Origin of the sequence: Janthinobacterium kumbetense (genome assembly GCF_023703445.1) — a bacterium.
GTDB classification, from domain to species: Bacteria; Pseudomonadota; Gammaproteobacteria; order Burkholderiales; family Burkholderiaceae_D; genus Janthinobacterium; species Janthinobacterium kumbetense.
The window spans coordinates 343994-369068 of record NZ_JAMQGR010000004.1 but is presented as its reverse complement, the minus strand read 5'-3'; the positions used below and the strand labels follow the sequence as shown (position 1 = coordinate 369068).

The 25075-nt window shown below is 62.3% G+C and carries 26 protein-coding genes; 11 read left to right on the top strand and 15 right to left on the bottom strand.

What is annotated here, in order from left to right:
* Window positions 1-11 precede the first annotated feature (11 nt).
* The 5 genes from NCG91_RS15290 to NCG91_RS15270 all read right to left on the bottom strand — a co-directional run bounded on the left by NCG91_RS15290 (window position 12) and on the right by NCG91_RS15270 (window position 3943).
* On the bottom strand, window positions 12-2249 hold the full coding sequence (locus NCG91_RS15290) for a methyl-accepting chemotaxis protein (protein ID WP_251350287.1): 2238 nt from the start codon (window positions 2247-2249) through the stop codon (window positions 12-14).
* Window positions 2249-2878: a chemotaxis protein CheW gene (locus NCG91_RS15285; RefSeq protein ID WP_251350286.1), complete on the bottom strand. Its 630-nt coding sequence runs from the start codon at window positions 2876-2878 to the stop codon at window positions 2249-2251. Before NCG91_RS15285 ends, NCG91_RS15290 begins: the two co-directional genes overlap by 1 nt.
* A 2-nt stretch (window positions 2879-2880) precedes the next feature.
* A complete protein-coding gene (locus NCG91_RS15280) occupies window positions 2881-3246 on the bottom strand; it encodes a response regulator (RefSeq protein WP_077408483.1) in 366 nt (121 codons plus the stop codon).
* Window positions 3247-3282: 36 nt separating this feature from the next.
* Window positions 3283-3705: a response regulator gene (locus tag NCG91_RS15275; protein ID WP_251350285.1), complete on the bottom strand. Its 423-nt coding sequence runs from the start codon at window positions 3703-3705 to the stop codon at window positions 3283-3285.
* Window positions 3706-3790: 85 nt separating this feature from the next.
* A complete protein-coding gene (locus NCG91_RS15270; protein WP_010401308.1) occupies window positions 3791-3943 on the bottom strand; it encodes a rubredoxin in 153 nt (50 codons plus the stop codon).
* 96 nt (window positions 3944-4039) lie between these two features.
* Here NCG91_RS15270 and thiD point away from each other — a divergent pair, with 96 nt between their 5' ends.
* Window positions 4040-4897, top strand: coding sequence for a bifunctional hydroxymethylpyrimidine kinase/phosphomethylpyrimidine kinase (gene thiD / locus NCG91_RS15265; RefSeq protein ID WP_152253115.1), 858 nt, complete (start codon window positions 4040-4042; stop codon window positions 4895-4897).
* A gap of 50 nt (window positions 4898-4947) precedes the next feature.
* Window positions 4948-6237: a glutamate-1-semialdehyde 2,1-aminomutase gene (gene hemL, locus NCG91_RS15260; protein ID WP_251350284.1), complete on the top strand. Its 1290-nt coding sequence runs from the start codon at window positions 4948-4950 to the stop codon at window positions 6235-6237.
* 2 nt (window positions 6238-6239) lie between these two features.
* On the opposite strand, the gene NCG91_RS15255 is transcribed toward hemL, so the two are convergent.
* The 9 genes from NCG91_RS15255 to mpl all read right to left on the bottom strand — a co-directional run bounded on the left by NCG91_RS15255 (window position 6240) and on the right by mpl (window position 15679).
* Window positions 6240-6956: an HAD-IA family hydrolase gene (locus NCG91_RS15255; RefSeq protein WP_251350283.1), complete on the bottom strand. Its 717-nt coding sequence runs from the start codon at window positions 6954-6956 to the stop codon at window positions 6240-6242.
* A 309-nt stretch (window positions 6957-7265) separates the two neighbouring features.
* Entirely contained in the window at window positions 7266-8231 is a 966-nt protein-coding gene (gene corA, locus NCG91_RS15250) for a magnesium/cobalt transporter CorA (RefSeq protein WP_034746658.1), read from the bottom strand.
* Between the two features lie 221 nt (window positions 8232-8452).
* Window positions 8453-9193 carry a monofunctional biosynthetic peptidoglycan transglycosylase gene (mtgA, locus tag NCG91_RS15245; RefSeq protein WP_435526491.1) on the bottom strand — a complete coding sequence of 247 codons (741 nt, stop codon included), beginning with the start codon at window positions 9191-9193 and terminating at the stop codon, window positions 8453-8455.
* Entirely contained in the window at window positions 9175-10017 is an 843-nt protein-coding gene (gene aroE, locus NCG91_RS15240) for a shikimate dehydrogenase (RefSeq protein ID WP_251350281.1), read from the bottom strand. Before aroE ends, mtgA begins: the two co-directional genes overlap by 19 nt.
* A complete protein-coding gene (locus NCG91_RS15235) occupies window positions 10014-10871 on the bottom strand; it encodes an energy transducer TonB family protein (protein WP_077408490.1) in 858 nt (285 codons plus the stop codon). The genes aroE and NCG91_RS15235 overlap by 4 nt, the downstream gene beginning before the upstream one ends.
* Before the next feature lie 137 nt (window positions 10872-11008).
* On the bottom strand, window positions 11009-13096 hold the full coding sequence (locus NCG91_RS15230) for a ribonuclease catalytic domain-containing protein (RefSeq protein ID WP_251350280.1): 2088 nt from the start codon (window positions 13094-13096) through the stop codon (window positions 11009-11011).
* 2 nt (window positions 13097-13098) lie between these two features.
* Complete coding sequence (locus NCG91_RS15225; protein ID WP_251350279.1) at window positions 13099-13713, bottom strand: chorismate--pyruvate lyase family protein; 615 nt, start codon at window positions 13711-13713, stop codon at window positions 13099-13101.
* Window positions 13710-14294, bottom strand: a complete 585-nt coding sequence (locus NCG91_RS15220; protein WP_251350278.1) for a YqiA/YcfP family alpha/beta fold hydrolase — start codon at window positions 14292-14294, stop codon at window positions 13710-13712. Before NCG91_RS15220 ends, NCG91_RS15225 begins: the two co-directional genes overlap by 4 nt.
* Entirely contained in the window at window positions 14291-15679 is a 1389-nt protein-coding gene (mpl, locus tag NCG91_RS15215) for a UDP-N-acetylmuramate:L-alanyl-gamma-D-glutamyl-meso-diaminopimelate ligase (protein ID WP_251350277.1), read from the bottom strand. Before mpl ends, NCG91_RS15220 begins: the two co-directional genes overlap by 4 nt.
* A 115-nt stretch (window positions 15680-15794) precedes the next feature.
* Here mpl and NCG91_RS15210 point away from each other — a divergent pair, with 115 nt between their 5' ends.
* The 8 genes from NCG91_RS15210 (at window position 15795) to NCG91_RS15175 (ending at window position 22783) form a co-directional block, all read left to right on the top strand.
* Window positions 15795-16433: a hypothetical protein gene (locus NCG91_RS15210; protein ID WP_251350276.1), complete on the top strand. Its 639-nt coding sequence runs from the start codon at window positions 15795-15797 to the stop codon at window positions 16431-16433.
* A gap of 19 nt (window positions 16434-16452) precedes the next feature.
* Window positions 16453-17019 (top strand): TlpA family protein disulfide reductase, encoded by a 567-nt coding sequence (locus NCG91_RS15205; RefSeq protein WP_251350275.1) that lies wholly within the window; start codon window positions 16453-16455, stop codon window positions 17017-17019.
* A gap of 82 nt (window positions 17020-17101) precedes the next feature.
* Entirely contained in the window at window positions 17102-17539 is a 438-nt protein-coding gene (gene aroQ / locus NCG91_RS15200) for a type II 3-dehydroquinate dehydratase (protein WP_034746628.1), read from the top strand.
* A gap of 91 nt (window positions 17540-17630) precedes the next feature.
* Window positions 17631-18095 (top strand): acetyl-CoA carboxylase biotin carboxyl carrier protein, encoded by a 465-nt coding sequence (accB, locus tag NCG91_RS15195; RefSeq protein WP_077408497.1) that lies wholly within the window; start codon window positions 17631-17633, stop codon window positions 18093-18095.
* 101 nt (window positions 18096-18196) lie between these two features.
* A complete protein-coding gene (gene accC / locus NCG91_RS15190) occupies window positions 18197-19612 on the top strand; it encodes an acetyl-CoA carboxylase biotin carboxylase subunit (RefSeq protein WP_034746622.1) in 1416 nt (471 codons plus the stop codon).
* Window positions 19609-20553, top strand: coding sequence for a 50S ribosomal protein L11 methyltransferase (gene prmA, locus NCG91_RS15185; protein ID WP_251350274.1), 945 nt, complete (start codon window positions 19609-19611; stop codon window positions 20551-20553). Before accC ends, prmA begins: the two co-directional genes overlap by 4 nt.
* 8 nt (window positions 20554-20561) lie before the next feature.
* The gene (locus tag NCG91_RS15180) at window positions 20562-21833 is read left to right on the top strand and encodes a DUF3426 domain-containing protein (protein WP_251350273.1); all 1272 of its coding nucleotides are present in this window, start codon (window positions 20562-20564) and stop codon (window positions 21831-21833) included.
* Window positions 21834-21844: 11 nt separating this feature from the next.
* Entirely contained in the window at window positions 21845-22783 is a 939-nt protein-coding gene (locus tag NCG91_RS15175; protein ID WP_034746615.1) for a carbohydrate kinase family protein, read from the top strand.
* Between the two features lie 49 nt (window positions 22784-22832).
* Here the strand turns inward: NCG91_RS15175 and NCG91_RS15170 are convergent, their stop codons facing one another.
* Complete coding sequence (locus NCG91_RS15170; RefSeq protein WP_251350272.1) at window positions 22833-23366, bottom strand: YggT family protein; 534 nt, start codon at window positions 23364-23366, stop codon at window positions 22833-22835.
* Window positions 23367-23696: 330 nt separating this feature from the next.
* Here NCG91_RS15170 and NCG91_RS15165 point away from each other — a divergent pair, with 330 nt between their 5' ends.
* Window positions 23697-24755: a hypothetical protein gene (locus NCG91_RS15165; protein WP_251350271.1), complete on the top strand. Its 1059-nt coding sequence runs from the start codon at window positions 23697-23699 to the stop codon at window positions 24753-24755.
* Window positions 24756-25075: the final 320 nt, after the last annotated feature.

Genomic DNA, 25075 nt, shown 5'->3' with positions numbered 1-25075 from the left:
TGGCGCGGCGTTCAGGCGGCGACGCGGAAGCGCGACACCGAATTTTTCAGTTCCTGCGCCAGCATCGACAGTTTATGGATCGATTGCGCCGTTTGCTGCGTGCCATCCTGGGTCTGCTCCGTGACGCTCAGGATATGCTGGATATTCAAGGCCACGCCGCTGGCCGAACCGGCCTGCGTGCCGGTGGCGAACGAGATGCCCTGGATCAGTTCGGCCAGGTGTTTCGACACCTGGCTGATGTCGTTCAAGGCGGCGCCGGCCGCGTCGGACAGGCGCGCGCCCTCGACCACGCCCTGCGTTGAAGTTTCCATCGCCCGCGTCGCATCCTGGGTATCGGCCTGGATGGTGCGCACCAGCGCGCCGATCTGCTTGGCGGCGGCGGCCGAGCGTTCGGCCAGGCGCTGCACCTCCTCGGCGACGACGGAGAAGCCGCGCCCCGCCTCGCCGGCCGAAGCGGCCTGGATGGCGGCGTTCAGCGCCAGCACATTGGTCTGCTCGGTGATGTCGGAAATGAGCTCGGTGATTTCGCCGATCTCCTGCGACGATTCGCCCAGGCGCTTGATGCGCTTGGAAGTATCCTGGATCTGCTCGCGGATTTCATGCATGCCCTTGATGGCGTTTTCCACCGCCGTCGAACCCTGCTGCGCCGCCGCCACCGACTGGCGCGCCACGTCGGCCGAGACGCTGGCCGACTTCGACACGTCGGTAATCGCATTGGCCATCTTGACCACGGTGGCGCTGACGCCCTGGATTTCGCGCGACTGCTGCTGCGACGCGATCAGCAGCTTGCTGGAGATGCTTTGCGCCTGCGTCGAGGCGCGATTGACCTGTTCGGCCGTCGCCGTCACCCTGCCCACCAGGCCGCGCAATTCCTCGACCGTGTAGTTGACGGAATCGGCGATGGCGCCCGTGATGTCTTCCGACACGGTGGCCTGTACCGTCAGGTCGCCGTCGGCGACCTTCTGCAATTCGTTCATCAGGCGCAGGATGGCCGCCTGGTTCTGTTCATTCGTGGCCTTGGCCTGCTCCTCCTGTTCCTGCGACAGCAGGCGCAGGATTTCCGCCTCCTGGCGCCGCCGCTCGGCGTCGCGCGTGCGGTTGACGGAGTCCTGTAGCAGCACCCTGCCGATGCCGGCCGCCGCGATCAGGGTCAGCAGCACGCCGCCGACCATCATCCAGAAGGCCATGCCCAGGGTTTCCTGGTTCACGTGGTACATCTGCTGCAGCAGGGTCAAACGCTGGCGCAGGTCTTCGTTCTCGTTGAAGATCAGCTGTTCGGCGCTTTTCGCCGAACTGAATTTGTCGAGCCGGTCGAGTATCGACGAGACCAGCTTCTGGTAAGTATCGAAACTGGCCTTCAGCGCCACGAGCCGGTCGCGCAGTTCGGCGTCGCGCGTGGGCGCCAATTGCAGCGACACGCTGCCATTGAGCAAGCCTTCGACGGCCGTGCGGAAATACGTCGTGTCGCGCCCCAGCGAGAACGCCGTTTCCGAGCTGATGCTGCCCGACGACAGGAACTCGCTGGCGCTGCGGCTCATGCGCTGGCTCAGCATCATCAGGCGGCCGATGACGGCCAGGTCGCGCGCATTGCCGCCACGCTGCACCTTCAGGGCCGCGACTTCCTCGGTCTGCGCCAGCAGCGCCGGCGACAGCGCATTCAATTGCTGCAAGGTCTTGTCGAATTCGCCCAGTTCCAGTTTCAGGCGCAAGATGGTGCTGGCCGCGCGGTCGCTGCTGGCCCATTTCTTGCGCGCGTCAGCCACCGCCGCCAGCAGGGCGGAACGCGACTCGCCGATATCGCGCCCGTGATACGTCCCGCCGCGCAGCATCAGGCGGAAATCCTGGTTCAGTTCATTGCGGCTTTCCTCGAGCTGGCGGAAGGCTTCCGGATTGCCTTGCACGGCGTTCGGCGCGGCCTTGCCGATGCGCTGCGAATGCATCAGCGCGTCGCTGGCCAGCTGCGTCTGCGCCGAGGCGATATTGCCGCTGCGCGTATTGAGGCCGACGAACAGCAGACTGGCGGCCAGGCTCAGGGCCATCACCGTCGACAGGATGCTCAATTGTTTTTGCAGCGGCAAATGGCCGATCAGCGGCAGCTTCCAGTCCCCGGCCGGCGCGCTGGCCAGCGACTTGCGCCGTCCCAGCGCGTCGCGCAGGCGCAGCGGCAGGTCGGCCGTCGATGCCGGCTCCCCGGGCGCGTGCTGCGTTTCGGGCATGCCGGCCGCCAGGATCGGAGAATTGGCGCCCATCAGCAAATATCCTTGTGGTCGGGGAGGCCGCCAAAGCCGGCGTCGAGGAAGCGCTCCGCTTGCGCCAGCTGCGCCAGGTCCAGGCGCAGCCACTGCTGCCCTTCGCCGTCGCGCAGCGCCTGCGCCGCCCACGCTGGGAACACGCCCTGCGCCGCATCCTGCACGGGCTGCATCGTGCGCAGTTGGCGCAAGCCCAGCACGCGTTCGACCAGCAAGGCGCAATTGAGGCCGAGACGCGGAGAAAAGGTGATGATGCGGCAGTGATTACCGGGTACGCAAGCCGCTTCGCCCATGTAGCGGGCCAGGTCGACGACCCCCGTCAGGCGTCCGCGCATGGCCGCCAGGCCCAGATACCAGTCCTGCGCCAGCGGCACGCCCTGGATCTGCACGCCGGCGGCAATGACAATTTCGCCGAGCTGCGTCAGGTCGAGCAGGCACGGCCGGCCACCGAGCATCACGCCCAGTTCCTTGCGCGCCGCCAGCGCGCCACTGCGCGCGGCCTGTATCCGCTCGATCAATTGCAGCTGATACTGGCGCAAGCGCCCCTGCCGCGCGCCCGTCTCGAAGGAGGGCATGGCGGCGGACGGGTAAGCCGCGGTGGGCACGCCGGGACCTGGCATCGTTGGCATGGTCAGGAAATCGCGGCGATCTTGGCCAGCAACTCGGCTTCGACCACCGGCTTGACCAGGTAATCGCGCGCGCCCTGGCGCAAGCCCCAGATGCGGTCCGTTTCCTGGCTCTTGCTGGAGCAGATAATCACCGGCACGTCCTGCAATTCGGGATCGCGCGCGATGGCGCGCGTGATCTGGAAGCCATTCGCACCGGGCATCACCACGTCCATCAGGATCAGGTCGGGCCTGGCCTGCTTGAGTTGCGCCAGCGCGTCGGCGCCATCCTGCGCCGTGAGGACGGCGTAGCCGGCACGCACCAGGATCTCGCTCAGGTAATAGCGTTCTGTCGGCGAGTCGTCGACGATCAGAATTGTGTGTATGGCCATCTGCTTCCTTGCTGCGTTGTCAATCAATAAAACCACTTACTCAAAATGCCCGGCCAGGTGCAGCCGCACGGCCTCCAGCAGCGCCTCGCGCGCCAGCGGCTTGGCCAGGCAGGCGCTGGCGCCTGCCATGGCGCCGCGCGCGCGGTCGAACAAGCCCTCCTTCGACGACAGCATCAGCACCGGCGTGGCGTGATACGCCGCGCTGGCCTTGATCAGCGCACAGGTGCGGTAGCCATCGAGGCGCGGCATCACGATATCGCACACGATCAGCGCCGGCTGGCAGTCGGCGATCTTGGCCAGGGCCTCGAAGCCGTTTTCCGCCACCACCACGCGATAACCGGCCTCGCCCAGGATCTTCGCGGCCGCGCTGCGTATCGTCGCGCTGTCGTCGATGACGAGTATCGTGGTGCCGGTGCACGCGGCATCGGCCGGCGCCTCGGGCAAAAAGGGACGCGTCATGTGATTATTCGACAATCTTTCATACCATAGCACAGCCTGCCGCGATACCTGCTTGCGGCAGCGGCATCCCATGGACCGCGATCAATTACAGCGCCACCATCTCGAAATCATCCTTGCGCGCACCGCATTCAGGGCAGGTCCAGTTCATCGGAACATCGGCCCAACGCGTGCCCGGAGCGATGTCTTCGTCAGGCAGACCAGCCGCTTCATCATAAACCCAGCCGCAAATAAGACACATCCACGTTTGGAATTGCTGCGTTGTTTCGTTGCTACTCACGTTCTGCCACCCTTCAATCAAGTAAAATGCTGAATTAGGTATCTTAATCTACCCGCCGTGCAAAACCAAACTTCTCCCCTCATATTAAGCTTCGGCGTGTCCGATCCGGTCGGCGCGATCGGCATCCAGGCCGACCTGGCCACGTTTTCAGCCTTTGGCTGCCATGGCCTGTCCGTCACCACCGGCCTGTTGATCAGCGATACGGCGCGCGTGGAAGACGTGCAGGCGGTCGATCCGGACTGGGTTTCCGACCAGGCGCGCGTACTGCTGGAAGACATGTCCGTGGCCGCGATCAAGATCGGCGCGCTGGGCAGCGTGGAAAACGTCACGGCCATCGCCGAAATCGTCTCCGACTATCCGAACGTGCCGCTGATCCTCGATCCCTTCATTTCGGCGCTGCCGGAACAGGGCATGGACGACGAAGACATCCTCACGGCCGTGCGCCAGTTGCTGATCCCGCAAACGACCCTGCTGGTGCTCTCGCCGGTGGAGCTGGAACGCCTGGCCGAGACCTGGCGCGACGCCGATCCCGACGACACCTTGCAGAACGACGTCGATTACCTGGTGGCGCTGGGCTGCGAATACGTGCTCGTCACCGGCATGCCGGCCGACGCCAGCAAGTCCGGCACGGCCGAAGGCAAGTTGCGCGCCAATACCCTGTTCGGCGAAGACGGCGTGGTGCGCCACGACGAATGGCAGCACCTGCCCGGCATCTTCAACGGCGCCGGCAGCACCCTGTCGGCAGCGGCCACCGCCCTGCTGGCGCTGGCGGAAAACGAAGACGATGTGCCGCAGGTGGTGGTGGCGGCGCAGGAATTCACGGCCGGCGCGCTGGCCCACGCGCAGCGCCACGGCATGGGCAAGCTGGTGCCGAACCGGCTGTTCCGGCAGCAGCGCCAGCGCGGCGCCCAATAGACACCGATCAGACGACACAGACAACGATCCACTTTCAAGGCACGATTATCATGACGACGACTTCACAGAACGACATCCTGTTTGCCCGCGCACAAAAAACCACGCCAGGCGGCGTCAATTCTCCCGTGCGCGCCTTCCGCTCCGTGGGCGGCACGCCGCGTTTCATCACGCGCGCCGAAGGCCCCTACTTCTGGGACGCGGACGGCAAGCGCTATATCGACTACATCGGCTCGTGGGGCCCGGCCATCGTCGGCCACGCCCATCCTGAAGTAGTGAAAGCGGTGCAGGATGCAGCCGCGCTGGGCCTGTCGTTCGGCGCGCCGACCGAAGGCGAAGTGCTGATGGCCGAGGAAATCACGCGCCTGGTGCCGTCGATCGAGCAGGTGCGCCTGGTCTCGTCGGGCACGGAAGCGACCATGAGCGCCCTGCGCCTGGCGCGCGGCGCCACGGGACGCGACAAGATCGTCAAGTTCGAAGGCTGCTACCACGGCCACGCCGATTCGCTGCTGGTAAAGGCGGGCAGCGGCCTGCTCACCTTCGGCAACCCGACGTCGGCCGGCGTGCCGGAAGACTTCGTGAAACACACCCTGGTGCTCGACTATAACAACGTGGAACAGCTGAAGGACGCCTTCGACAGCTTCGGCGCGGAGATCGCCTGCGTCATCGTCGAACCGGTGGCCGGCAACATGAACCTGGTGAAAGCCACGCCGGCATTCCTGCAGGCGATGCGCGAACTGTGCACGCAACACGGCGCCCTGCTCATTTTCGATGAAGTCATGTGCGGCTTGCGCGTGGCCCTGGGCGGCGCGCAGGCGCTGTACGGCATCAAGCCCGACCTCACGGCGCTGGGCAAGGTGATCGGCGGCGGCATGCCGGTGGCGGCCTTCGGCGGCAGCGCCGCGCTGATGCACCACATGGCGCCGCTGGGCGCCGTCTACCAGGCCGGTACCTTGTCCGGCAACCCGGTCGCCGTGGCGGCCGGCATGGCCACCTTGAAACTGATCCAGCAGCCCGGCTTCTACGAGCAGCTGGGCGCCACGGCCAAGCGCCTGGCCGAAGGCCTGACCGCCGCCGCCAAAGAAGCGGGCGTGGTCTTCTGCGCCGACTACATCGGCGGCATGTTCGGCATTTATTTCAGCGAAACGCCACCGACCAGCTATGCGGAAATGATGGCGGGCGACCGCAGCAAGTTCAACGCCTTCTTCCACGCCATGCTCGACGAAGGCGTGTACTTCGCGCCCGCCGCCTTCGAAGCGGGCTTCGTCTCGGCGCAGCACGACGATGCCGTCATCGACGCCACCATCGCCGCCGCACGCAAGGTGTTTGCCAAGCTCGCGTAAAGTTACACCGCCGCGGTGTCCATCACCGCGGCCACCAGCGCCGGCAGGCTGGCCATGTCGCTGAACACGACGTGCGCGCCAGCCGCTTTCAACCTGTCTTCCTGGCCGGCGGCGATATGCCCGCCGCCGATGAATCCCAATACCGTCATGCCCGCCGCCACGGCGGCCGTCACGCCCGTGACGCTGTCTTCCAGCACCAGGCACTGGCGCGGCGGCACGTCAAACGCGGCCGCCGCCGCCAGGTAGACGCCCGGATGCGGCTTGGCATGGCCGACCAGGTCCGGCGTGAAGACGCGGCTGTCGAACAGCGGCGCCATGCCTGTGCGCTCGAGCGCCGACAGCACGCGCGCGCTGACGCTGTTCGAGGCCACGGCCTTGGGCAGGGGAATGGCGGCCAGCGCCTGCGCCACGCCGGGCACGGCGCGCAATTGCGCGTCGCAGGCCGCATCGACGGCGTTGCCGATGGACATGATCTCGTCGGCCGGCAATTGCGGCAAGCCCAGTTCCTTGTAGATATCCTGCATCAACGGCACCAGACGCTGGCCCAGGCGCGGCTCGATCAAGCCTTGCAGGGTGACGCCTTCGGGCAGGTTCGGCAGGCGCGGCGCCAGCAGTTCCAGCAGCGCTTGCAGGGCCACGGCTTCGCTGTCGATCAGCACGCCATCGCAGTCGCTGATCAAATGGGTAAAGCGCAGTGGGGTGGTGACGGTATCAGGCATGGACTCTCCAGAAGGCAACGGTGACGGGAAATGCGGCGGCCAGCCGGCCAAGGCTGGCATCGCAACGATCATAGGTGGAACAGGCGGACGCTACCACGCAGAAAACGTCTGAATGACGATACTTTTCTGCAAACAGCAGACTACGGGGGAAGAATCGGGCATCAGGCTAGCGTTGACGCGCAAATACCAATTCAATACCACGTAATACCAATGATTATCGCTGATTTTTGAAATTGCTGCGCTCGCCTTGAAATCCGGACAAGATCCGGTGGCGGCGCCGGGGCGCTGACGCGTCCCGGCGACAAGCGCTTATTTCAGCCAGCCGCGGTGGCGGAAGTACAGGAAGGGCGCGATGGCGCTGGTGATCATCAGGCCCCAGGCCCACGGATAGCCGAACGACCATTCCAGTTCCGGCATCAGCTTGAAGTTCATGCCGTACACGCTGGCGATCAGGGTGGGCGGCAGGAAGGCCACGCTGGCCACCGAGAAGATCTTGATGATCTTGTTCTGGTTGATATTGATGAAGCCGACGGTGGCATCCATCAGGAAGTTGATCTTGTCGAACAGGAAAGACGTGTGACCGTCCAGCGATTCGATGTCGCGCAAAATCTGCCGCGCTTCCTCGAACTGCTCGGAATTGAGCAGCCGGCCGCGCATCAGAAAGCTGACGGCGCGGCGCGTATCCATCATGTTGCGGCGGATACGGCCATTCAAATCTTCCTCGTGGGCAATCGCGTTCAGCGCTTCGGCCGCGTGCGCATCGGTAAATTCCTTTTGCAGCACGCGCGTGCTGACTTCTTCCAGGTTCTGGTAAATGCCTTCGAGCACGTCGGCCGAATATTCGGCATCGGTGGCGTACAGGTCGAGCAGCACGTCCATGTAGTCGGCGATCGAGCCTGGCCGCGAACGGGCGCGCATGCGCACCAGGCGGAACACGGGCAAGTCGTCCGTATGCATGGAAAACAGGATCTTGCGGGCCAGGATGAAGGCCACGGTGATGACGCGCGACGGGCCGTCGTCCTCTTCGCGCAGGAAGTCCGTGCGCAGGTGCAAGTCGCCGTTTTCCGCTTCGTAATAGCGGGCCGACGCTTCAATATCCTTGACTTCGTCTTCGCCCGGCAGGGTGACGTTGTAGATGGCCTTGACCCAGGCCCGTTCATCATCGGTGGGGTCGGTCAGGTCGACCCACACCGGTTCGGCATTTTCGAGGTCTGCGCGGCTGTCGATCGGCACCTGGTTGAGCCGGCCATTCTGTAATACAAAGACATTGATCATGCGCGCTCTCAGCCGGATGTTGGGTTATCGTGATGTGCTGGCGCTGGCGCCAAAAATGAAAACAGCGCAAGTGTACCCGCAAAGGCCTTTTCACGACCACCCCCGGCACCGCTTTTTCACGGAAAAAGTGCGGCGTTGCACCAACGGGGCCGATTAAGATGCTGCGCCGCAATAATGCCAATCAGGCAGCTTTGATTTTATGTAAAGAAATTCCACTATCCTCAAGGCAATTCCGCCGCCCCCATGCGGCGCAGGATCACACTGGTTCGCCGGTTTAGGTAGCCCGTATCGCGGTGACGGTCATAATAGCGGGGATTCGGCAGCATCACGGCCAGTTTTGCCGCCTGTCCGGCGCTCAGGCCCGCCGCGCTGACCCGGTAATAGTGGCGTCCGGCCGCTTCGGCGCCAAAGATGCCCGTGCCAAACTCCACCACATTCAAATAAATCTCGAAAATGCGCTGCTTCTCCATCAGGCTTTCCAGCATATACGTGATGATCAATTCCTGGCCCTTGCGCACATAGCTGCGCGAGCCGGACAGGAACAGATTCTTCGCCAGCTGTTGCGTGATGGTGGAGCCGCCCGCCACGACCTTCTGCTTCTTGCTGTTTTTTTCATATGCCTTTTGCAAGGCTTCCCAGTCCACGCCTTCATGCTCGGAAAAATTCGCGTCTTCCGAGGCGATGATGGCCCGTTTCAGGTTGTTCGAAATGCGGTTGTACGGCACCCACGTCTGCTGGATGGTGGCGTTGGGATTCTTGTCCTGCAAGACAGACAACTGTTCGCGCATGAAAGCCGTGCTGGACGGGTTATGGTCGACCCACCACCAGATTTGCAGGAAGAAATACAGTTGCACGACGATAAACGCCAGCACGGGCAGGATGAACAGCCACTTGATCCAGCCGTAGCGGCTGCCGCTGCGGCGCGCGCCCTTCTTGCCGGCGCTCACAGGGCACTGCGCAATTGCGCCAGCAAATCCTGCGTCTGCGGCCGCACGCCGCGCCACACGTAAAACGCTTCGGCCGCCTGCTCCACCAGCATGCCCAGGCCGTCGCGCACCTGCGCGCCATGCTGGGCGGCAAAGTCCATGAAGACGGTGGGCTGGGCGCCGTACATCATGTCCAGCGCCAGGGTGTGGCGGCCGAAAATACCCGGCGGCACGGGCGGCAAGTCGCCCGCCAGGCTGGCCGAGGTGGCATTGATGACGATATCGAACTGGCCATCGGGCTGCGCGAAGCCGCCGGCGCGCAGCTGCCCGGGGTGCGCCAGCGCATCGGCAAACTGCGCCACCAGCGCCTCGGCCGTGGCCACGGTGCGGTTGGCAATGAACATTTCCTGCGGCCCCTGCTCCAGCAAGGGCAGCACGACGCCGCGCGCCGCGCCGCCGGCGCCCAGCAGCAGGATACGCTTGCCCGCGACGCTCACGCCCGCGTTGCGCACAATGTCCGCCACCAGGCCCGCGCCATCGGTATTGTCGCCAAGAATGGTTTCATTATCGAAACGCAGGGTATTGACGGCGCCGGCCGCTTGCGCACGCGGCGTCAACTCGGTGGCCAGCGCGCACGCGTCCAGTTTAAAGGGCACCGTCACGTTCGCGCCCTTGCCGCCCTCGGCGGCAAACGTACGGGCCGCCAGCGCAAAACCGTCGAGCGGCGCCAGCCGGCGATCGTAGACCATGGCTTGCCCTGTCTGCAAGGCAAACGCGGCGTGGATCAAGGGGGACTTGCTGTGGGCGATGGGATTGCCGAAAACGCAATATTGATCTGGATGAATGTTTTGCTTGCTCAATTGCTGCCGCCAGTCAGGTTAGCTTCCATTTTTTCTTCGCGCGTAAATTTGAAGCGGGTGATGACGACCCACAGGTCATCCTTGTCACTCGACAACATATTCGGTGGAAAACGACCATACGGCGCCGCGCGGCGCACGATGGCCAGGGCCGCCGCATCGAGCGCCGGGTTGCCCGAGCTTTTTTCCACGCGGGCGCCGCCTTCCTTCTGGTAAATCGTGCCGTCCTGGAAGATGGGGATGTAGACGACCAGTTCGCCATACATCTTGCGGCCATTCTTTTGCGGGAAATTCAGGGTGCCGATTTCCTCGATGCGCTTTTGCAGGGTCTTGTAATACATGGCATAGCCGACTTCCTGCGTGCTGGGCGTAATAAAAGTCTTGCGCGGACGTTTATTTTGGTCTTCCACGGTCTGGCTGATCTCGGCCGCCATGCGCGCGATGGCCTTGCTGCTTTCCATCAAGTCCGAGCCGCTGGCCAGGGGATTGGGCTTGTCCTTTTCCGTGACGGGCGCGGCGCTGTAAGGCGTCGGCTTGGCCGCCTGCGTCAGCAATTCCTGCTGTTTTTGTTCCAGTTCGGCAATGCGCCTGGCGCTGGCCTTGACGCTGTCGCCCTCTTCCACCTTGCGCATGTCGGGCAAGGGCGACTTGGCGCGCCCCTTGTCGGCCTGTCCGCCACCGTCGAGGTTGGCTTGCGCCAGCGCCTCGGCCTTCAGCGGCTTGTTCGCATGCTTGGCATTGACCAGGATCACTTCCAGGCCGGGATCGGTGGCCACGGCCCGCTGCGGCGCCGGGGCGACAAAATGCATCGCCAGCAAGGCGCCGTGCGCCAGCAGCGAGACCGCCACGGCTATCATCAGGAAACGATTCTCTCGGAAAGACTTCACGCGCAACCCAGTTCGCAACAAGCACAAGATACAAGATGGCTGAATTCTACGTCAAAGGGCGGTGCCGGCAACAGTTTTCAGCACCGCCTGATGGCCTGACGGACGCCTTACTTGACCCCGGGTTCGCTGACCACGTCTTCGCTGGCCAGTTCCGCCACTTCCGCCTCGGCGTCGCTGACCTGGTTGGCCGCTTCCGGCGATGCTTCCGGCGCCACGTCGCCCTCGTCCGCGCCTTCGTCGCCCGATTCCTCTTCGTAGTCGAGCACGGCGTCGGCTGCCGCGTCCGGCACGGCGGCGATTTCCAGCAGGCGCGCTTCGATGCTCAGGTCGACTTCGTCCCAGCGCAGCAAGTCCAGTTTCACCTGGGCGCCGCGCGCCACCGATGGCATGCCCGGCAGCTTGATAACCAGCGGAATGTCGACCAAACGCAGGATTTCATCTTTCAGGACGACGGCATCGACCTGGCGCGCGTTTTCCTGATGCAGCCAGCGCAAGCACCAGTAGCGTTCCATGTTCGACTGGAAATCGCCATACGCGGCATACGCGGCGTCGAAGGCGGAGACGATGGCGAACAAATTCGCGTCGCGCGGCTTGAACGGTGCCACCAGCGGCGCCGTCACGCCATGCTCGGCGCAAGCGATGATTTGCCACTGGTTCACCAGGTCCGTGTAGCGGCGCAAGGGCGAGGTGCTCCACGCGTATTGATCCACGCCCAGGCCCTGGTGCGGCGCCGCATGGGTGACCATGCGCACCTGCATCTTTGCCGCCCAGCTATTGCCACTGCCGCCGCCCTGGCTGCGGTAGATGCCCGGCACGCCATGGTCGTGCAGCATCTTGCCCCAGGTACTGTTGGCAAAAATCATCAATTCGGCAACGATCTTGTCCAGCGGCGCGCCACGCTTGCGGCGCGCCACGGTGACGATGTCATTTTCCACATAGAAATTGAAATCGACGCGGTTATTCTGTTCCGGCTTCAAACCAAACGCTTCGCGCTTTTTCATGCGGCCCTGTTCCAGCTGCTGCGCCCATTGCCACAGCACGGCAAAATCGGCCTTGTGCGGGTATTCGCCCTCGCCGCTGGCCAGGGTTTCCTCGTTGACCAGGTCGTCCAGCTGGTTATGGCGCAAATTGCTGGCGATCGGCACCAGTTCCGCGCGCGTCTGCGTGCTGACAACTGCCCAGTCCGCTTTCGGGTCCAGCGTGGCGTACAGCGACAGTGCCGGGCACGTCGTGCCTTCCGCCAGGGTAAACGCATTGACGATTTCGTCCGGCAGCATGGTGATCTTGTCGCCCGGCATGTAGACGGTCGACATGCGCTGGCGCGCCATCTTGTCGATCACGTCTTCCGGGCGAATACCCAGGCCCGGCGCGGCGATGTGGATACCGACCTTGACCGTGCCATCCGGCAACGGTTGCACGGAGAAGGCATCGTCGATCTCGGTCGTGGTCACGTCGTCGATCGAGAAGGCGGCCACGTCGGCCAGCGGCAGCTTGGCCGTCACGGATGGCACGGGCACGCTCGGGAAGCCGGCGCCTTTCGGGAAATTTTCGAAGAGGAATTTCGACAGGTGCAAGTCTTTCGGCGAAGCAATACCACCGACGGCCAGCATCAGGCGCGGCGGCGTCGTGTGCAATTCCGTGCACGCCGCTTCCAGTGCCTTGTATTCGATCGTGTTCTTGTCCGGCTTGAACAGCAGTTGCAGCACCATCGGCTGCATCGAGGCGGGCAAGCGGTTCTGTTTCAGCTCTTCCACATACGCGGCTTGCACCAGCGCCTGCTGTTTTTTCTTTTCGATGCCGGCCAGGGCCGCCTTCAGGGACGCTTCCGGCGCCGCCTTGTAGCGGCCACGGCCCTTCTTGTAGAAATACACGGGCGCCGAATGCAGGGCCAGGATCAGGCCGGCAGCTTCCGGCGGCAATGGTGCGTGACCGAAATACTCGGCGCCCAGCTCGGCAAAGCCGAACTCGTCTTCGCCTGCCACTTCCCACAGGAAATCGAGGTCGATCTCGGCAGCAACAGTCTTGGCTTGCTCGAGCAGCTCGGCAGGGGACGGCTTTTCATACTGCAGCAGCACATCCTTGATCTTGACCTTGGTGCGCTTGCCGCTGGCCATTTCGACCTGGTACGCTTCGCCCGCTTGCGACAGGACCGTGCCGACCTTGAAATCGCCGGATTCTTCAAAAAATAGATTCATTGTTATGCTTTGTTTATTAATGTGTCGGTTGCAACGGTGCGAGTGACGGACGTCAACTCCAGCACCGCCGGCAAAAATACTTCAGTTACCAGCAACAATCCCTGGTGACGCTGGTACAGGCAGCGGCGGGCAAAAAACAGCGACTTGTCATTGGTGCGCTGCCCTTCCCCTGCCAGCGCCGCCTGCGCCCGCTGCACCAGCGGGTGCCCGGCGCGCAAGCGGGCAAATTCCAATTCACCGCGCCGTACCATGCGGTCGCCAAACAGGGTCGTACCCAGCGAACGCTCGCCCAGCGCGGAAAACAAGGGCCAGTCCGTGGCCGTCGCCTGTATGGGCACGACGGTATGGCCAAACACGGCCGGTTTGTTATCACAACGCAACAGCACTTCGCGTTCCCACACCCGGCCCGCACGGTGCAAACCGATGATGGCGGCCTCGTCGGTCAAACAGCGCGATGTTTCCTGATGCAAACATTGCACGCGGAACGCGCTGCTATGCGCTTTCAGCTTGGCCGTCAGCGAACCGCCGCCCGTCAGCCAGTGACGCAAGGCCGGCGGCGCATTGACGGCATTCACGTGCGCGTGCCATTGCGCCTGGCGCAGCGAACCCGGCCTCACCGCGCAGAGTCCGCGTCAATGCCGCAAAAGGCCAGCACGGGCGCCAGGTAATCGGCAAATTCGCTGATGCCATGGTCGCTGCCATCGATGATGCACTGCTGCGCCCCCTGATAATGCGCCACCATGTCGCGGTAGTCGAGCACTTCATCGCCGGTAGCGGCAATCAGGAAATAGCGTTGCGGCTGCGTAATTTTCTCCACGGCAAACGTGCGCAGCTCATCGATGTATTCGCGCTTGAACTCGAATGGCTTGTCCGAATGGAATTCGGTCGTCACGCCCACATGTTGCTCCAGGTCAATCAGGGGAACAATCGCAGGATTGAGCAGCACGGCGCGGCAACCGAGCTGTTCGGCCAGCCAGGTAGCGTAATAGCCGCCCAGCGAGGAGCCGATAATCGTCAAGTCGGCCGGCGCCGCATCCTTGACCAGCGACAGGGCCAGCTCGATGGCCAGCTTGGGCGAGGCCGGCAACTGCGGGCACAGCCATTCTGCTTCGCGGCCCAGCGCCTGCATCTGCGCGGCCAGCAGGCGCGACTTCATCGACAGCGGCGACGAGCGGAATCCATGCAGGTACAGAATCATCGGCCCAGCGCCTCCAGCAATTTCTGGTGCACGCCGCCAAAACCGCCGTTGCTCATGACGACGATCTGGTCGCCGGGACGGGCGCTGGCGGCCACGGCCGCCACCAAAGTATCGATGTCTTCATAGGCGCTGGCAATCTGGCCCAACGGCGCCAGCGCGTCGCCCAGGCTCCAGCCCAGCGCGGCATGGCTGCCAAAACCGAAGACCAGGTCGGCATCCTTCAGGCTGCCGGGCAGCGCATCTTTCATGGCGCCCAGCTTCATGGTGTTCGAACGCGGTTCCAGCACGGCCAGGATGCGGCCGCTGTTGCCGATGGTTTGGCTCATTTTTTGGCGCAGGCCGCCCACGGTGGTGGCAATGGCCGTCGGGTGATGCGCGAAATCGTCGTACACGGTAATGTTGTTGACCACGCCGCGCACTTCCATGCGGCGCTTGACGCTCTCGAACGTGGCCAGCGAGGCGCACGCCTGGGCAATCGGCACACCCACGTGGCGCGCGGCGGCGATGGCCGCCAGCGCATTGCTGCGGTTGTGCTTGCCCGTGAGCACCCACGCCACATGGCCTTCCTGCTGGCCATTAAAGTACACGTCGAAGCTGCCATCGGCCTGCTCTTGCAGTTGCCAGTTGGCATCTTGACCAAAACTTTCCTTTTCGCTCCAGCAACCGCGCGCCAGCACGCGCTGCAGCGACGCTTCGTCGCCGTTGAACACGAGGCGGCCGATGCCGGGCACGGTGCGTACCAGATGGTGGAATTGCGTCTCGATCGCGTGCAGATCGGGGAAGATGTCAGCGTGATCATATTCCAGGTTATTCATGATGGCCGTCTTCGCGTGGTAATGCACGAACTTGCTGCGCTTGTCGAAGAAGGCCGTGTCGTATTCATCGGCTTCGATGACGAAGAAATCCGAATCGGCGCTTTTGCCGTCGATCTTGCCGCTGAGGCGGGCGGAAATGCCAAAGTTCATCGGCACGCCGCCGATCAGGAAGCCCGGCGCGTAGCCCGCGTCTTCGAGTATCCAGGCCAGCATGGCCGACGTTGTCGTCTTGCCATGCGTGCCGGCCACGGCCAGCACCCACTTGTTGCGCAAGATGTGTTCGCCGATCCACTGGGGGCCGGACACATACGGCAGGCTGCGGTTGAGGATTTCTTCCACCAGCGGGTTGCCGCGCGAGACCACATTGCCAATCACATACAAATCCGGGTTCAGCTTAGTTTGTTCCGGATCAAAGCCCTGGATCAGTTCGATTCCCTGCGATTCCAGCTGGGTGCTCATCGGCGGATACACGTTGGCATCGCAACCAGTGACTTTATGGCCGGCTTCCTTGGCCAGGACAGCCAGGCCGCCCATGAAGGTACCGCAAATGCCGAGAATATGAATATGCATGTGATCAGTGCGAAAGGTGCACGCTTAAGTAAGTAAGACGGTGAGATAAAAAACAGCAAGTGCAGGATTTTACCTGACGCCATGACTTTTTCCGCTTCGGAGTATCATCTCGCTCATGACGAACGATGCATTTGACGATAGCGCGCAGTTGCGCCTGGAAATCGCCGCCGCTGCCGCGCGCCTCGTGGCGCAGGATGGCGCCGACTATGGCAGCGCCAAGCGCAAGGCGGCGCGGCAAGTCCTGGGCGACGCGCCGAACCGCCCCAATATCTTGCCGGACAACGACATGATCGAAGAACAGGTGCGGCAATACAATGCCCTGTTCCTGGCCGACAGCCAGCCGGCACGATTGTTCCAGCTGCGCACGATTGCGCTGCAGGTGATGGAAGCGTTGCAACAATTTCATCCCCTGCTCAGCGGCCCCGTGCTCAATGGCACGGCCGGCCCCCATGACGAGATCTATTTGCAACTGTTTGCCGAGAGCGCCAAGGACATCCACATCTTCTTGCTGAATAAAAATGTCGTGCTCGACATGTCGGAAAGCCCGCATTTCAAGGGAGCGCGTTATGATGCGGTCGAGACAGCCAGTTTCTTGTGGAAAAACGAAGGCGTGCACGCGGCCATGTATGAACTCGACGACATGCGCGGCGCGCTGAAAGCCAAGGCGGATGGAAAAGTGCTGCGCACCGACATCGCCGGGTTGCGCAGCCTGCTGGCCGCCAGCCTCGCCCACGGCGTGCCGGCTGCCGACTAACATTGATATAGATAAAGTTATGACAAAAAAGAATTGGATCGCCTGCGCCATCGTGGCGCTGATGTTCGGCGGCATGGGTGCTTACGTCGGTTTGAGCAAGGAAAAAGCGAAAGAAGCGGGGAAAGAAGCGGGACCGCAGACGACCGCCATCGCGCCAGGCGCGAAGGGTCCCGTCAACGAACTGTATGCGCTGTCCCTGCCGGACGCGGCGGGCGTCACGCAGGCGTTATCGCAATGGAAAGGAAAAAACCTGCTGGTGAATTTCTGGGCGCCGTGGTGCCCACCTTGCGTGGAAGAAATGCCAGAGTTATCCGAAGTGCAAGGCCACTACGGGGCGAAAAACCTGCAGGTGATCGGCATCGGTATCGATTCGGCCAGTAATATTGCCACTTTTGCCAGCAAGGTCAAGATCGCCTATCCCGTGTATGTGTCCGGCATGAGCGGCACCGACCTGTCGCGTCATTTTGGCAATGCCACGGGCGGTTTGCCCTTTACGGTGCTGATCGGCGCCGATGGCGAAGTCAAAAAGACCTATCTGGGCCGCTTGAAATTTGATCAGTTGCGCGCCGATCTGGATAAATTGTAAATTCGGAGCGTGCTTTTTTCTCTTGCCAATGCGTATCTTTGGCGGCAAAATGCGGAACTTTCGCTAAAACGGTCTTCCATACATGGCAAAAAACCTCCTTCTGCTCAACGGTCCCAACCTGAATTTGCTGGGAACGCGCGAGCCTGAGGTCTACGGCGCCAGCACCTTGGCCGATATCGAGCAGGCAGCAATGGCGCAAGCCATGGCGGCCGGTGCCGACCTGGTTTGCTTTCAAAGCAACCATGAAGGCGCGCTGATCGACCGCATCCATGCCGCGCGAGCGGAAGGGATCGATGCCATCGTCATCAATCCGGGCGGCCTGACCCATACCAGCGTTGCCTTGCGCGATGCGCTGGCCGGGGTCGCCATCCCGTTCGTGGAAGTCCATATCTCGAATATTTATCAACGCGAAACGTTTCGACATCACTCATTTCTCAGCGCGATCGCGCAGGGGACGATCTGCGGCCTGGGTATCGATGGATATCGGTTTGCCATCGACTTTGCGCTTAAAAAACGTTAATCTACGCGATCTGCACGCATTTAGCGCGGCGATAGGTTCTTGGACATCACCGCATCACTCATAAAACAAACTACATTCCTAGGGGTTTTACATGGATCTACGAAAACTCAAGACCTTGATCGACCTGGTCGCCGAATCGGATATCGCAGAGCTGGAAGTTACCGAAGGCGAAAGCAAGGTTCGCATCGTCAAATCGTCGGCCATGCCGCAAAACCAGATGGTCATGATGCAGCCGCAAGGCATGCCAGCCCAATACCAGCCAGCCGCGCCAGCCGCCGCTCCCGCTGCGGCAGCCGCCGTCGTGGTCGCCGCCGAGCCAACGGGCTATGTGGTCAAGTCGCCGATGGTCGGTACCTTCTACCGTTCCTCCGCTCCTGGCAGCGCCGCCTATGTTGAAGTGGGCTCGACCGTCAAGGAAGGTGATACCCTGTGCATCATCGAAGCGATGAAGCTCCTGAATGAAATCGACTCCGATAAAGCCGGTGTCGTGACCCAGATCCTGGTCGAAAACGGCCAACCGGTCGAATTCGGTCAACCCTTGTTTGTGATCGGCTAAAACCCAGTCCACACGGCCGGCAACGGCCGTTTGCAGTTTTAGCCCCTCACACTTGTTGTTTCGCCGGCTCGCCGGCTCTCACAGACATACGCGAACCTACCATGTTTGAAAAAATCCTGATTGCCAACCGTGGTGAAATTGCCCTCCGTATTCAGCGCGCCTGCCGCGAAATGGGCATTAAAACGGTTGTAGTCCACTCCGAAGCCGACAAGGACGCGAAATACGTCAAGCTGGCCGACGAATCCGTTTGTATCGGCCCGGCCCAGTCGTCCCTGAGCTACCTGAACATGCCCGCCATCATCAGCGCCGCTGAAGTGACAGATGCGCAAGCGATTCACCCAGGCTATGGCTTCCTGTCGGAAAATGCCGACTTTGCCGAACGCGTCGAGAAATCGGGCTTCGTCTTCATCGGCCCCCGCTCCGAATCGATCCGTTTGATGGGCGACAAAGTGTCGGCCAAGCAAACCATGATCAAGGCTGGCGTACCGTGCGTCCCCGGCTCGGAAGGCGCGTTGCCGGACGATCCGAAAGCGATCGTGCAAATTGCCCGCAAGATCGGCTACCCGGTCATCATCAAGGCCGCCGGTGGCGGTGGCGGACGCGGCATGCGCGTGGTGCACACGGAAGCGGCCCTGATCAACGCCGTGGCGATGACCAAGACGGAAGCCGGCACGGCCTTCGGCAATCCTGAAGTGTATATGGAGAAGTACCTGGAAAATCCGCGCCACGTGGAAATCCAGATCCTCGCCGACGAACACAAGAACGCCGTCTGGCTGGGCGAGCGCGACTGCTCCATGCAGCGCCGCCACCAGAAAGTGATCGAAGAAGCACCGGCGCCGGGCATCCCGCGCAAACTCATCGAGAAAATCGGCGACCGTTGCGCCGAAGCGTGCCGCAAGATCGGCTACCGCGGCGCCGGCACGTTTGAATTCCTGTACGAAAACGGCGAGTTCTATTTCATTGAAATGAATACCCGCGTGCAAGTGGAACATCCGGTCACCGAGATGATCACCGGCATCGACATCGTGCAAGAGCAGATCCGCATCGCCGCCGGCGAGAAACTGCGTTTCCGCCAGCGCGACGTCTTGCTGTCGGGCCACGCCATCGAGTGCCGCATCAACGCGGAAGACCCGTTCAAGTTCACGCCGTCGCCCGGCAAGATCGTCTCCTGGCATGCGCCGGGCGGCCCTGGCATCCGCGTCGACTCGCACGCCTACGCCGGCTACTACGTTCCGCCGCACTACGACTCGATGATCGGCAAAGTGATCGCTTACGGCGCCACGCGCGAGCAAGCGATCCGCCGCATGCAGATCGCCCTGTCCGAAATGGTGGTCGAAGGCATCAACACGAATATCGCCCTGCACCGCGAACTGATGATCGACGCGCGCTTCATCGAAGGCGGCACCAACATTCACTATCTGGAACAGAAGCTGGCCGACATGCCGGACCTGGGCAAGAACCTGAATGGCGGCAGCCCCAGCATCGCCAAGAAATCCGAAATCAAGGCGGGCGCATGAGCTGGACGGAAATCGTCATCGAAATCGCCCGTGACAACGCCGAGGCCATGTCCGACGCGTTGATGGAAGCGGGCGCCCTGTCGGTCTCGGTGGAAGACGCCGATGAAGGCACGGATGCCGAGCAGCCCTTGTTTGGCGAGCCAGGCATGGAACCGAAGGAAGCGGCGTGGGAACGCAGCCGCGTGGTGGCGCTGACGGACGTCGACGCCGACCAGGCCGCCATCGTGGCCGCCGCCGCCCAGGCGGTCGGCATGACGGACGTACCTGTCTTTACCATGCGTCCCGTGGAAGAGCAGGACTGGGTGCGCCTGACCCAGTCGCAATTCGCACCGATTCACATCGGCAAGAATATCTGGGTCGTGCCCAGCTGGCACGAGGCACCAGATCCTGACGGCCTGATCCTGGAACTGGACCCTGGCCTGGCTTTCGGCACGGGCAGTCACCCGACCACGCGCCTGTGCATGGAATGGCTGGAAGCGAACCCTGCTCCCGGCAAGACCGTGCTCGACTACGGTTGCGGTTCCGGCATCCTGGCCATGGTGGCCAAGAAACTCGGTGCGGAAACTGTCGCCGGCGTCGATATCGACCCGCAAGCGATCGAATCGGCGCGCGACAATGCCGAACGTAACCAGTGCGAGATCGAATATTTCTTGCCGGACACGTTTGCCACTTCGGCACACGCCACGGCCAAGTTTGACATCGTCGTCGCCAACATCCTGTCGAGCCCATTGAAACTGATGGCACCGATGCTGTCGGGCCGCGTTGCCGACGGCGGCGCCCTGATCCTGTCCGGCGTGCTGGCACGCCAGGCGGAAGAAGTGGCCGCTGCCTACGCACCGTTCATCCAGCTGGGTGTATGGGCCGAGCAAGACGGCTGGGTGGCCCTGCATGGCCGCCTGGGCAGCACGCAAGCACCTGCGCCCCGCGCGGAAGGTGCATAAGCACAGCAATGGCCCTCGCCACCAAATGCCCCCATTGCAACACGATATTTCGGGTCGCTGCTGACCAGTTGAAGTTACGTGGGGGCATCGTGCGCTGCGGCACGTGCAGGGAAGTCTTTGACGGCAATGCCGCGCTGGTCGATCCAGCTGCGGCATCGCCGTTTTTAACATCCGGCCCCGGCACTGCCGCCCCCCTGTCGACCAGTTACCCGATCGACAACAGCCTGCCGTCCGCCACGGACGACGAACCCATTTATTCCCTCGACTTCGATACCTCGTTCGACCCGTTCGGCATCTTGCCGGAAACGGCGCAGCTCAAGGACGATGCAGACGATGGCGATCACATCGAGCTGGACCTCGACGTGGCCCTGCCCGACGAGGCGCTGGACCACGTGCCGGCCGCCGCACCGCTCGATATACCTGAAGCAACACCAGTAGAAACACCGGCAGAACTGCCCGAGCCACCGTTGCCCCAGCCAATGGCGCCCTTCAAGCGCCGCCAGGTCGATGACGCGCCCGCCTTCGCCACGTATTTGCGCGATAGCCGCCGCGAACCGAACCTGAAAGCGGCGGCAGCCCCAGTGGCCCCGACATTGCCTGCCGCCGAAAAAGTCAGCCTGGACAAGCCCCTGCCGGCGGCGCCTGCCGCAACCAGCCCCGCGCGCCGGGAACCCACGCTGGCCGACCCGCTGCCCGTCCCCCCCATTACGCCGGATGCCGCCGAAGAGCAGGAAGAACCCGTCCAGCCGCCGGCCGACGACGAGCCGGCCTTTGTGACCTTGGGCCGGCGCCGCGAACAGAGCGGCAAGGCCTTGCGCGTGGCCATGGCCCTCGGCTCGGTGGTACTGCTGCTATTATTATTACTGCAAGTGATGACCACTTTCCGCAATCCGCTGGCGGCGCAGTTTCCCCAGTGGAAACCGACCCTGGTAGCCCTGTGCAAGCTCAGTGGCTGCCAAGTCGACTTGCCGGCGCAGATCGAGGCGCTGTCCATCGAGCAAGGCGAGTTGCAAACTTTGAAGGACCAAACCTTTTCCTACGTCTCGCTGCTGCGCAACCAGGGCCGCAGCGTGCAAGCCTGGCCCAGCATCGAACTGATCCTCAACGACGCCAACGACAAACCGGTCTTGCGCCGCGTAATCGCGCCGCGCGACTACCTGCCGGCCACGATCGACCTGAGCACGGGGTTTGCGCCGCGTTCGGAACAAGCCATCAAACTGTACTTTGCATTAGACCAGCTCACGGCGTCTGGCTACCATATCGCCATCTTTTACCCTTAACAGACACTATCATGACCAAAACATCGCTGATCTGCGGCTCGCTTGCCACCGACACCATCATGCAATTCCCCGGCCGCTTCGGCGAATCCCTGCTGGCCGACCAGTTGCACAAGGTAAACGTCTCCTTCCTCGTGCCCACCATGCGCACGGAGTTCGGCGGCTGCTCGGGCAACATCGCCTACAGCCTGAAAATGCTGGGCGGCGACCCGCGCATCGTCGGCGTCATGGGGCAAGATAGCGCCGCCTACCTGGAGCGCCTGCAAAAGCTGGGCATTTCCACCGCCAACATCCTGATCAAGGCCGACAGCTACAACGCGCAATGCTTCGTTACGGCCGACGCGGACAATAACCAGATCAACGCCTTCCACCCGGGCGCCATGTCGTTTGCGCATGAAAACCCGATCGCCAATGCAGGGCCGGCCAAGGTGGCCATCATTTCGCCGGATGGCGACCAGGGCATGCTCAAGCACGCCGCCGACCTGGCCGAGCTGGGCATCCCCTTCATGTTCGACCCAGGCCAGCAGTTGCCACGCTTCAACGGCGAACAGTTGATCGACTTCATCAACAAAGCCACGTATGTGTCGGCCAACGACTATGAAATGGAGATGTTGATGGAACGCACGGGCCTGACCCTGCCGGACATCGCCAGCCGCCTGGAAGCGCTGATCGTCACGCGTGGCGAAAAAGGATCGGAAATCTATACGGACGGCAAGCGCATCGACATTCCTGTCGTGACCGCCAAGGAAGTGCTGGATCCGACCGGTTGCGGCGATGCCTACCGTGCTGGCTTGCTGTTCGGCATCACCAACGACCTGGGCTGGGAAACGAGCGGCCGCCTGGCCAGCCTGCTGGGCGCCATCAAGATCGCCACCCAAGGTGCGCAAAACCACGTATTTACGCCGGAAAGCATCGCCGACCAGTTCGAAGCGGCGTTCGGTTACCGCTATTAATATGTAGTCCGGTCGGCTTGTGCACTAGCGCCAGGCCGACCTCCTCGTTTTACCTCAATACAATAATCATCCCCACCAGCACTTGCGCAATCTGCAGCAAGATCAACGCCACCAGCAAAGACAGGTCCAGGCTGCCGACCAGCGGCACGACCTTGCGGATCGGACGCAGCAGCGGCTCGTTCAGGGCCCGTACGAACGGCGCCAGCGGCGCATGCGGGTTGACCCAGCTGAAGATGGCTTCGATGATCAGCAAGGCCATGAAACCGTAGAGTATCCATTGCAGGAAGCGTTGCAGCGACTTGAGCAGTACCACCTCGACGGGATAGCCGGAAATAAACAGCACCGAGCTGGCCAGCAGCACGATCAGGAAGGCGCCGATCAGGCTGGCCCAGTCATACCCGCCCACGCCCGGCACCACGCGGCGCAGGGGACGCACCAGCCAGTCGGACAATTGAAACGTGAATTGCGCCACCGACGAGGGCGGCCGCACGCGCACCGCCTGCATCCAGAAGCGCAGCAGCAACACGCCGCCCAGCAAGGTGGCGATGGTATCAACGATCAATGTAAGGATAACGATCAGCACGACTAATTCTCCAAAAAAAAACCGCTGTGTGATTGAGTCACACAGCGGCGTGTTGCCTCATCCAGGCACCCGTATCGCAGAAATTACGATGGGCGGGTGCTGGTTGGGAATGGCCAGGCTGCAGCCGGTGCCAACACGGTTTTTGCTACAGGTGCGATAGGCGCCGATGGCTTGGCGACAGGAGCTGCCTTCTTCGGTGCGGCCTTTTTAGGCGCGGCCTTCTTGGCTGCTGGCTTGGCTGCCACGGCGGCTGGTGCCGCTGGAGCTGCTGCCGGCGCTGCGGCTGGTGCGGCTGCCACGACTGGCGCTGCGGCTGGCTTGGCGGCTGGCTTGGCGGCAGGTTTCGCTGCGGCTTTCACTGCCGGCTTGACGGCTGGCTTGGCTGCAGCTTTTACTGCTGGCTTCGCTGCTACCTTGGCTGCCGGTTTTGCTGCGACCTTGGCGGCAGGTTTCGCTGCTGCTTTGGCGGCCGGCTTGGCTGCGACTTTCGCTGCTGGCTTGGCTGCTGGCTTCGCTGCAACCTTGGCCGCAGGTTTGGCTGCCGCTTTCGCTGCTGGCTTCGCCGCTACCTTGGCCGCTGGCTTGGCTGCAGCTTTTGCTGCTGGCTTCGCTACTGCCTTGGCTGCTGGCTTGGCTGCTGCTTTGGCCGCTGGCTTGGCTGCGGCTTTGGCGGCCGGCTTGGCTGCTGCCTTGGCGACGACTTTTTTCGCTGCTGGCTTGGCTGCCGCCTTGGCGGCCGGTTTCGCTGCTGCCTTGGCTGCAGGTTTCGCGGCGGCTTTTTTCACTGCTGGCTTGGCTGCTGCTTTTGCTGCTGGCTTCGCTGCTGCTTTTGCCGCTGGCTTGGCTGCTGCTTTTGCTGCAGGTTTCGCTGCTGCTTTGGCGGCCGGCTTGGCTGCTGCCTTGGCGACGACTTTTTTCGCTGCTGGCTTGGTTGCTGCCTTGGCTGCAGGTTTCGCTGCAGCTTTTTTCACCGCTGGCTTGGCTGCTGCCTTGGCCGCTGGTTTTGCTGCGGCTTTTGCTGCTGGCTTGGCGGCCGGTTTGGCGGCTGGTTTGGCTGCGGCTTTTTTCGCGACAGGTTTGGCTGCTGCCTTGGCTGCAGGTTTCGCTGCGGCTTTCGCTGCTGGCTTGGCGGCCGGTTTTGCTGCTGCCTTGGCCGCTGGTTTCGCTGCGGCTTTCGCTACTGGCTTGGCAGCCACTTTTGCTGCAGGCTTGGCTGCGGCTTTGGCGACTGGTTTGGCGGCTGGTTTTGCTGCGGCTTTGGCAGCTGGTTTAGCGGCAACCGTCTTCGCTGCGGCTGCCGGCTTCTTCGCGGCAGGAGCAGCCTTGGCGGCTGGTTTCTTTACTTCTGATTTCTTAGCGGCTGTTGCCATTTGTCTCTCCTTCATCTGAGATGAGAAATTTAAGCTACAAGATTTAAACCCGTCCGACCCACCACAGGGATAGGCCAGGCGAATTATTCATCGGCACAAACGGTCGTTTGCGCTAATGAATTCGGCACCAGCTGAACTGCTGCAACTCCTCACGTTTGCAGCACTTCAGCCATCGTCGGTGCCACCCTGCTTTATCTCGCAGCTGGTGGCAAAGTCTGAATTCGGTCATTCGTTTTCGATGCCGTGCGTTTTTTCGCTCCTCGCATCGCGCTCGCCACAACACCCATCCGTCAAATAAAAAACCGCCATGCCTGAAAAAATTCGGGCACGGCGGCAGAC

Coding starts and splice junctions, on each gene's coding strand:
- NCG91_RS15290 (WP_251350287.1), bottom strand. CDS start 2,249: ATGGGCGCCAATTCTCCGATCCTGGCGGCCGGCATGCCCGAAACGCAG.
- NCG91_RS15285 (WP_251350286.1), bottom strand. CDS start 2,878: ATGCCAACGATGCCAGGTCCCGGCGTGCCCACCGCGGCTTACCCGTCC.
- NCG91_RS15280 (WP_077408483.1), bottom strand. CDS start 3,246: ATGGCCATACACACAATTCTGATCGTCGACGACTCGCCGACAGAACGC.
- NCG91_RS15275 (WP_251350285.1), bottom strand. CDS start 3,705: ATGACGCGTCCCTTTTTGCCCGAGGCGCCGGCCGATGCCGCGTGCACC.
- NCG91_RS15270 (WP_010401308.1), bottom strand. CDS start 3,943: ATGTGTCTTATTTGCGGCTGGGTTTATGATGAAGCGGCTGGTCTGCCT.
- hemL (WP_251350284.1), top strand. CDS start 4,948: ATGACGACGACTTCACAGAACGACATCCTGTTTGCCCGCGCACAAAAA.
- NCG91_RS15255 (WP_251350283.1), bottom strand. CDS start 6,956: ATGCCTGATACCGTCACCACCCCACTGCGCTTTACCCATTTGATCAGC.
- corA (WP_034746658.1), bottom strand. CDS start 8,231: ATGATCAATGTCTTTGTATTACAGAATGGCCGGCTCAACCAGGTGCCG.
- NCG91_RS15235 (WP_077408490.1), bottom strand. CDS start 10,871: ATGATAGCCGTGGCGGTCTCGCTGCTGGCGCACGGCGCCTTGCTGGCG.
- NCG91_RS15230 (WP_251350280.1), bottom strand. CDS start 13,096: ATGAATCTATTTTTTGAAGAATCCGGCGATTTCAAGGTCGGCACGGTC.
- NCG91_RS15220 (WP_251350278.1), bottom strand. CDS start 14,294: ATGATTCTGTACCTGCATGGATTCCGCTCGTCGCCGCTGTCGATGAAG.
- mpl (WP_251350277.1), bottom strand. CDS start 15,679: ATGCATATTCATATTCTCGGCATTTGCGGTACCTTCATGGGCGGCCTG.
- NCG91_RS15210 (WP_251350276.1), top strand. CDS start 15,795: ATGACGAACGATGCATTTGACGATAGCGCGCAGTTGCGCCTGGAAATC.
- NCG91_RS15205 (WP_251350275.1), top strand. CDS start 16,453: ATGACAAAAAAGAATTGGATCGCCTGCGCCATCGTGGCGCTGATGTTC.
- aroQ (WP_034746628.1), top strand. CDS start 17,102: ATGGCAAAAAACCTCCTTCTGCTCAACGGTCCCAACCTGAATTTGCTG.
- accB (WP_077408497.1), top strand. CDS start 17,631: ATGGATCTACGAAAACTCAAGACCTTGATCGACCTGGTCGCCGAATCG.
- accC (WP_034746622.1), top strand. CDS start 18,197: ATGTTTGAAAAAATCCTGATTGCCAACCGTGGTGAAATTGCCCTCCGT.
- prmA (WP_251350274.1), top strand. CDS start 19,609: ATGAGCTGGACGGAAATCGTCATCGAAATCGCCCGTGACAACGCCGAG.
- NCG91_RS15180 (WP_251350273.1), top strand. CDS start 20,562: ATGGCCCTCGCCACCAAATGCCCCCATTGCAACACGATATTTCGGGTC.
- NCG91_RS15175 (WP_034746615.1), top strand. CDS start 21,845: ATGACCAAAACATCGCTGATCTGCGGCTCGCTTGCCACCGACACCATC.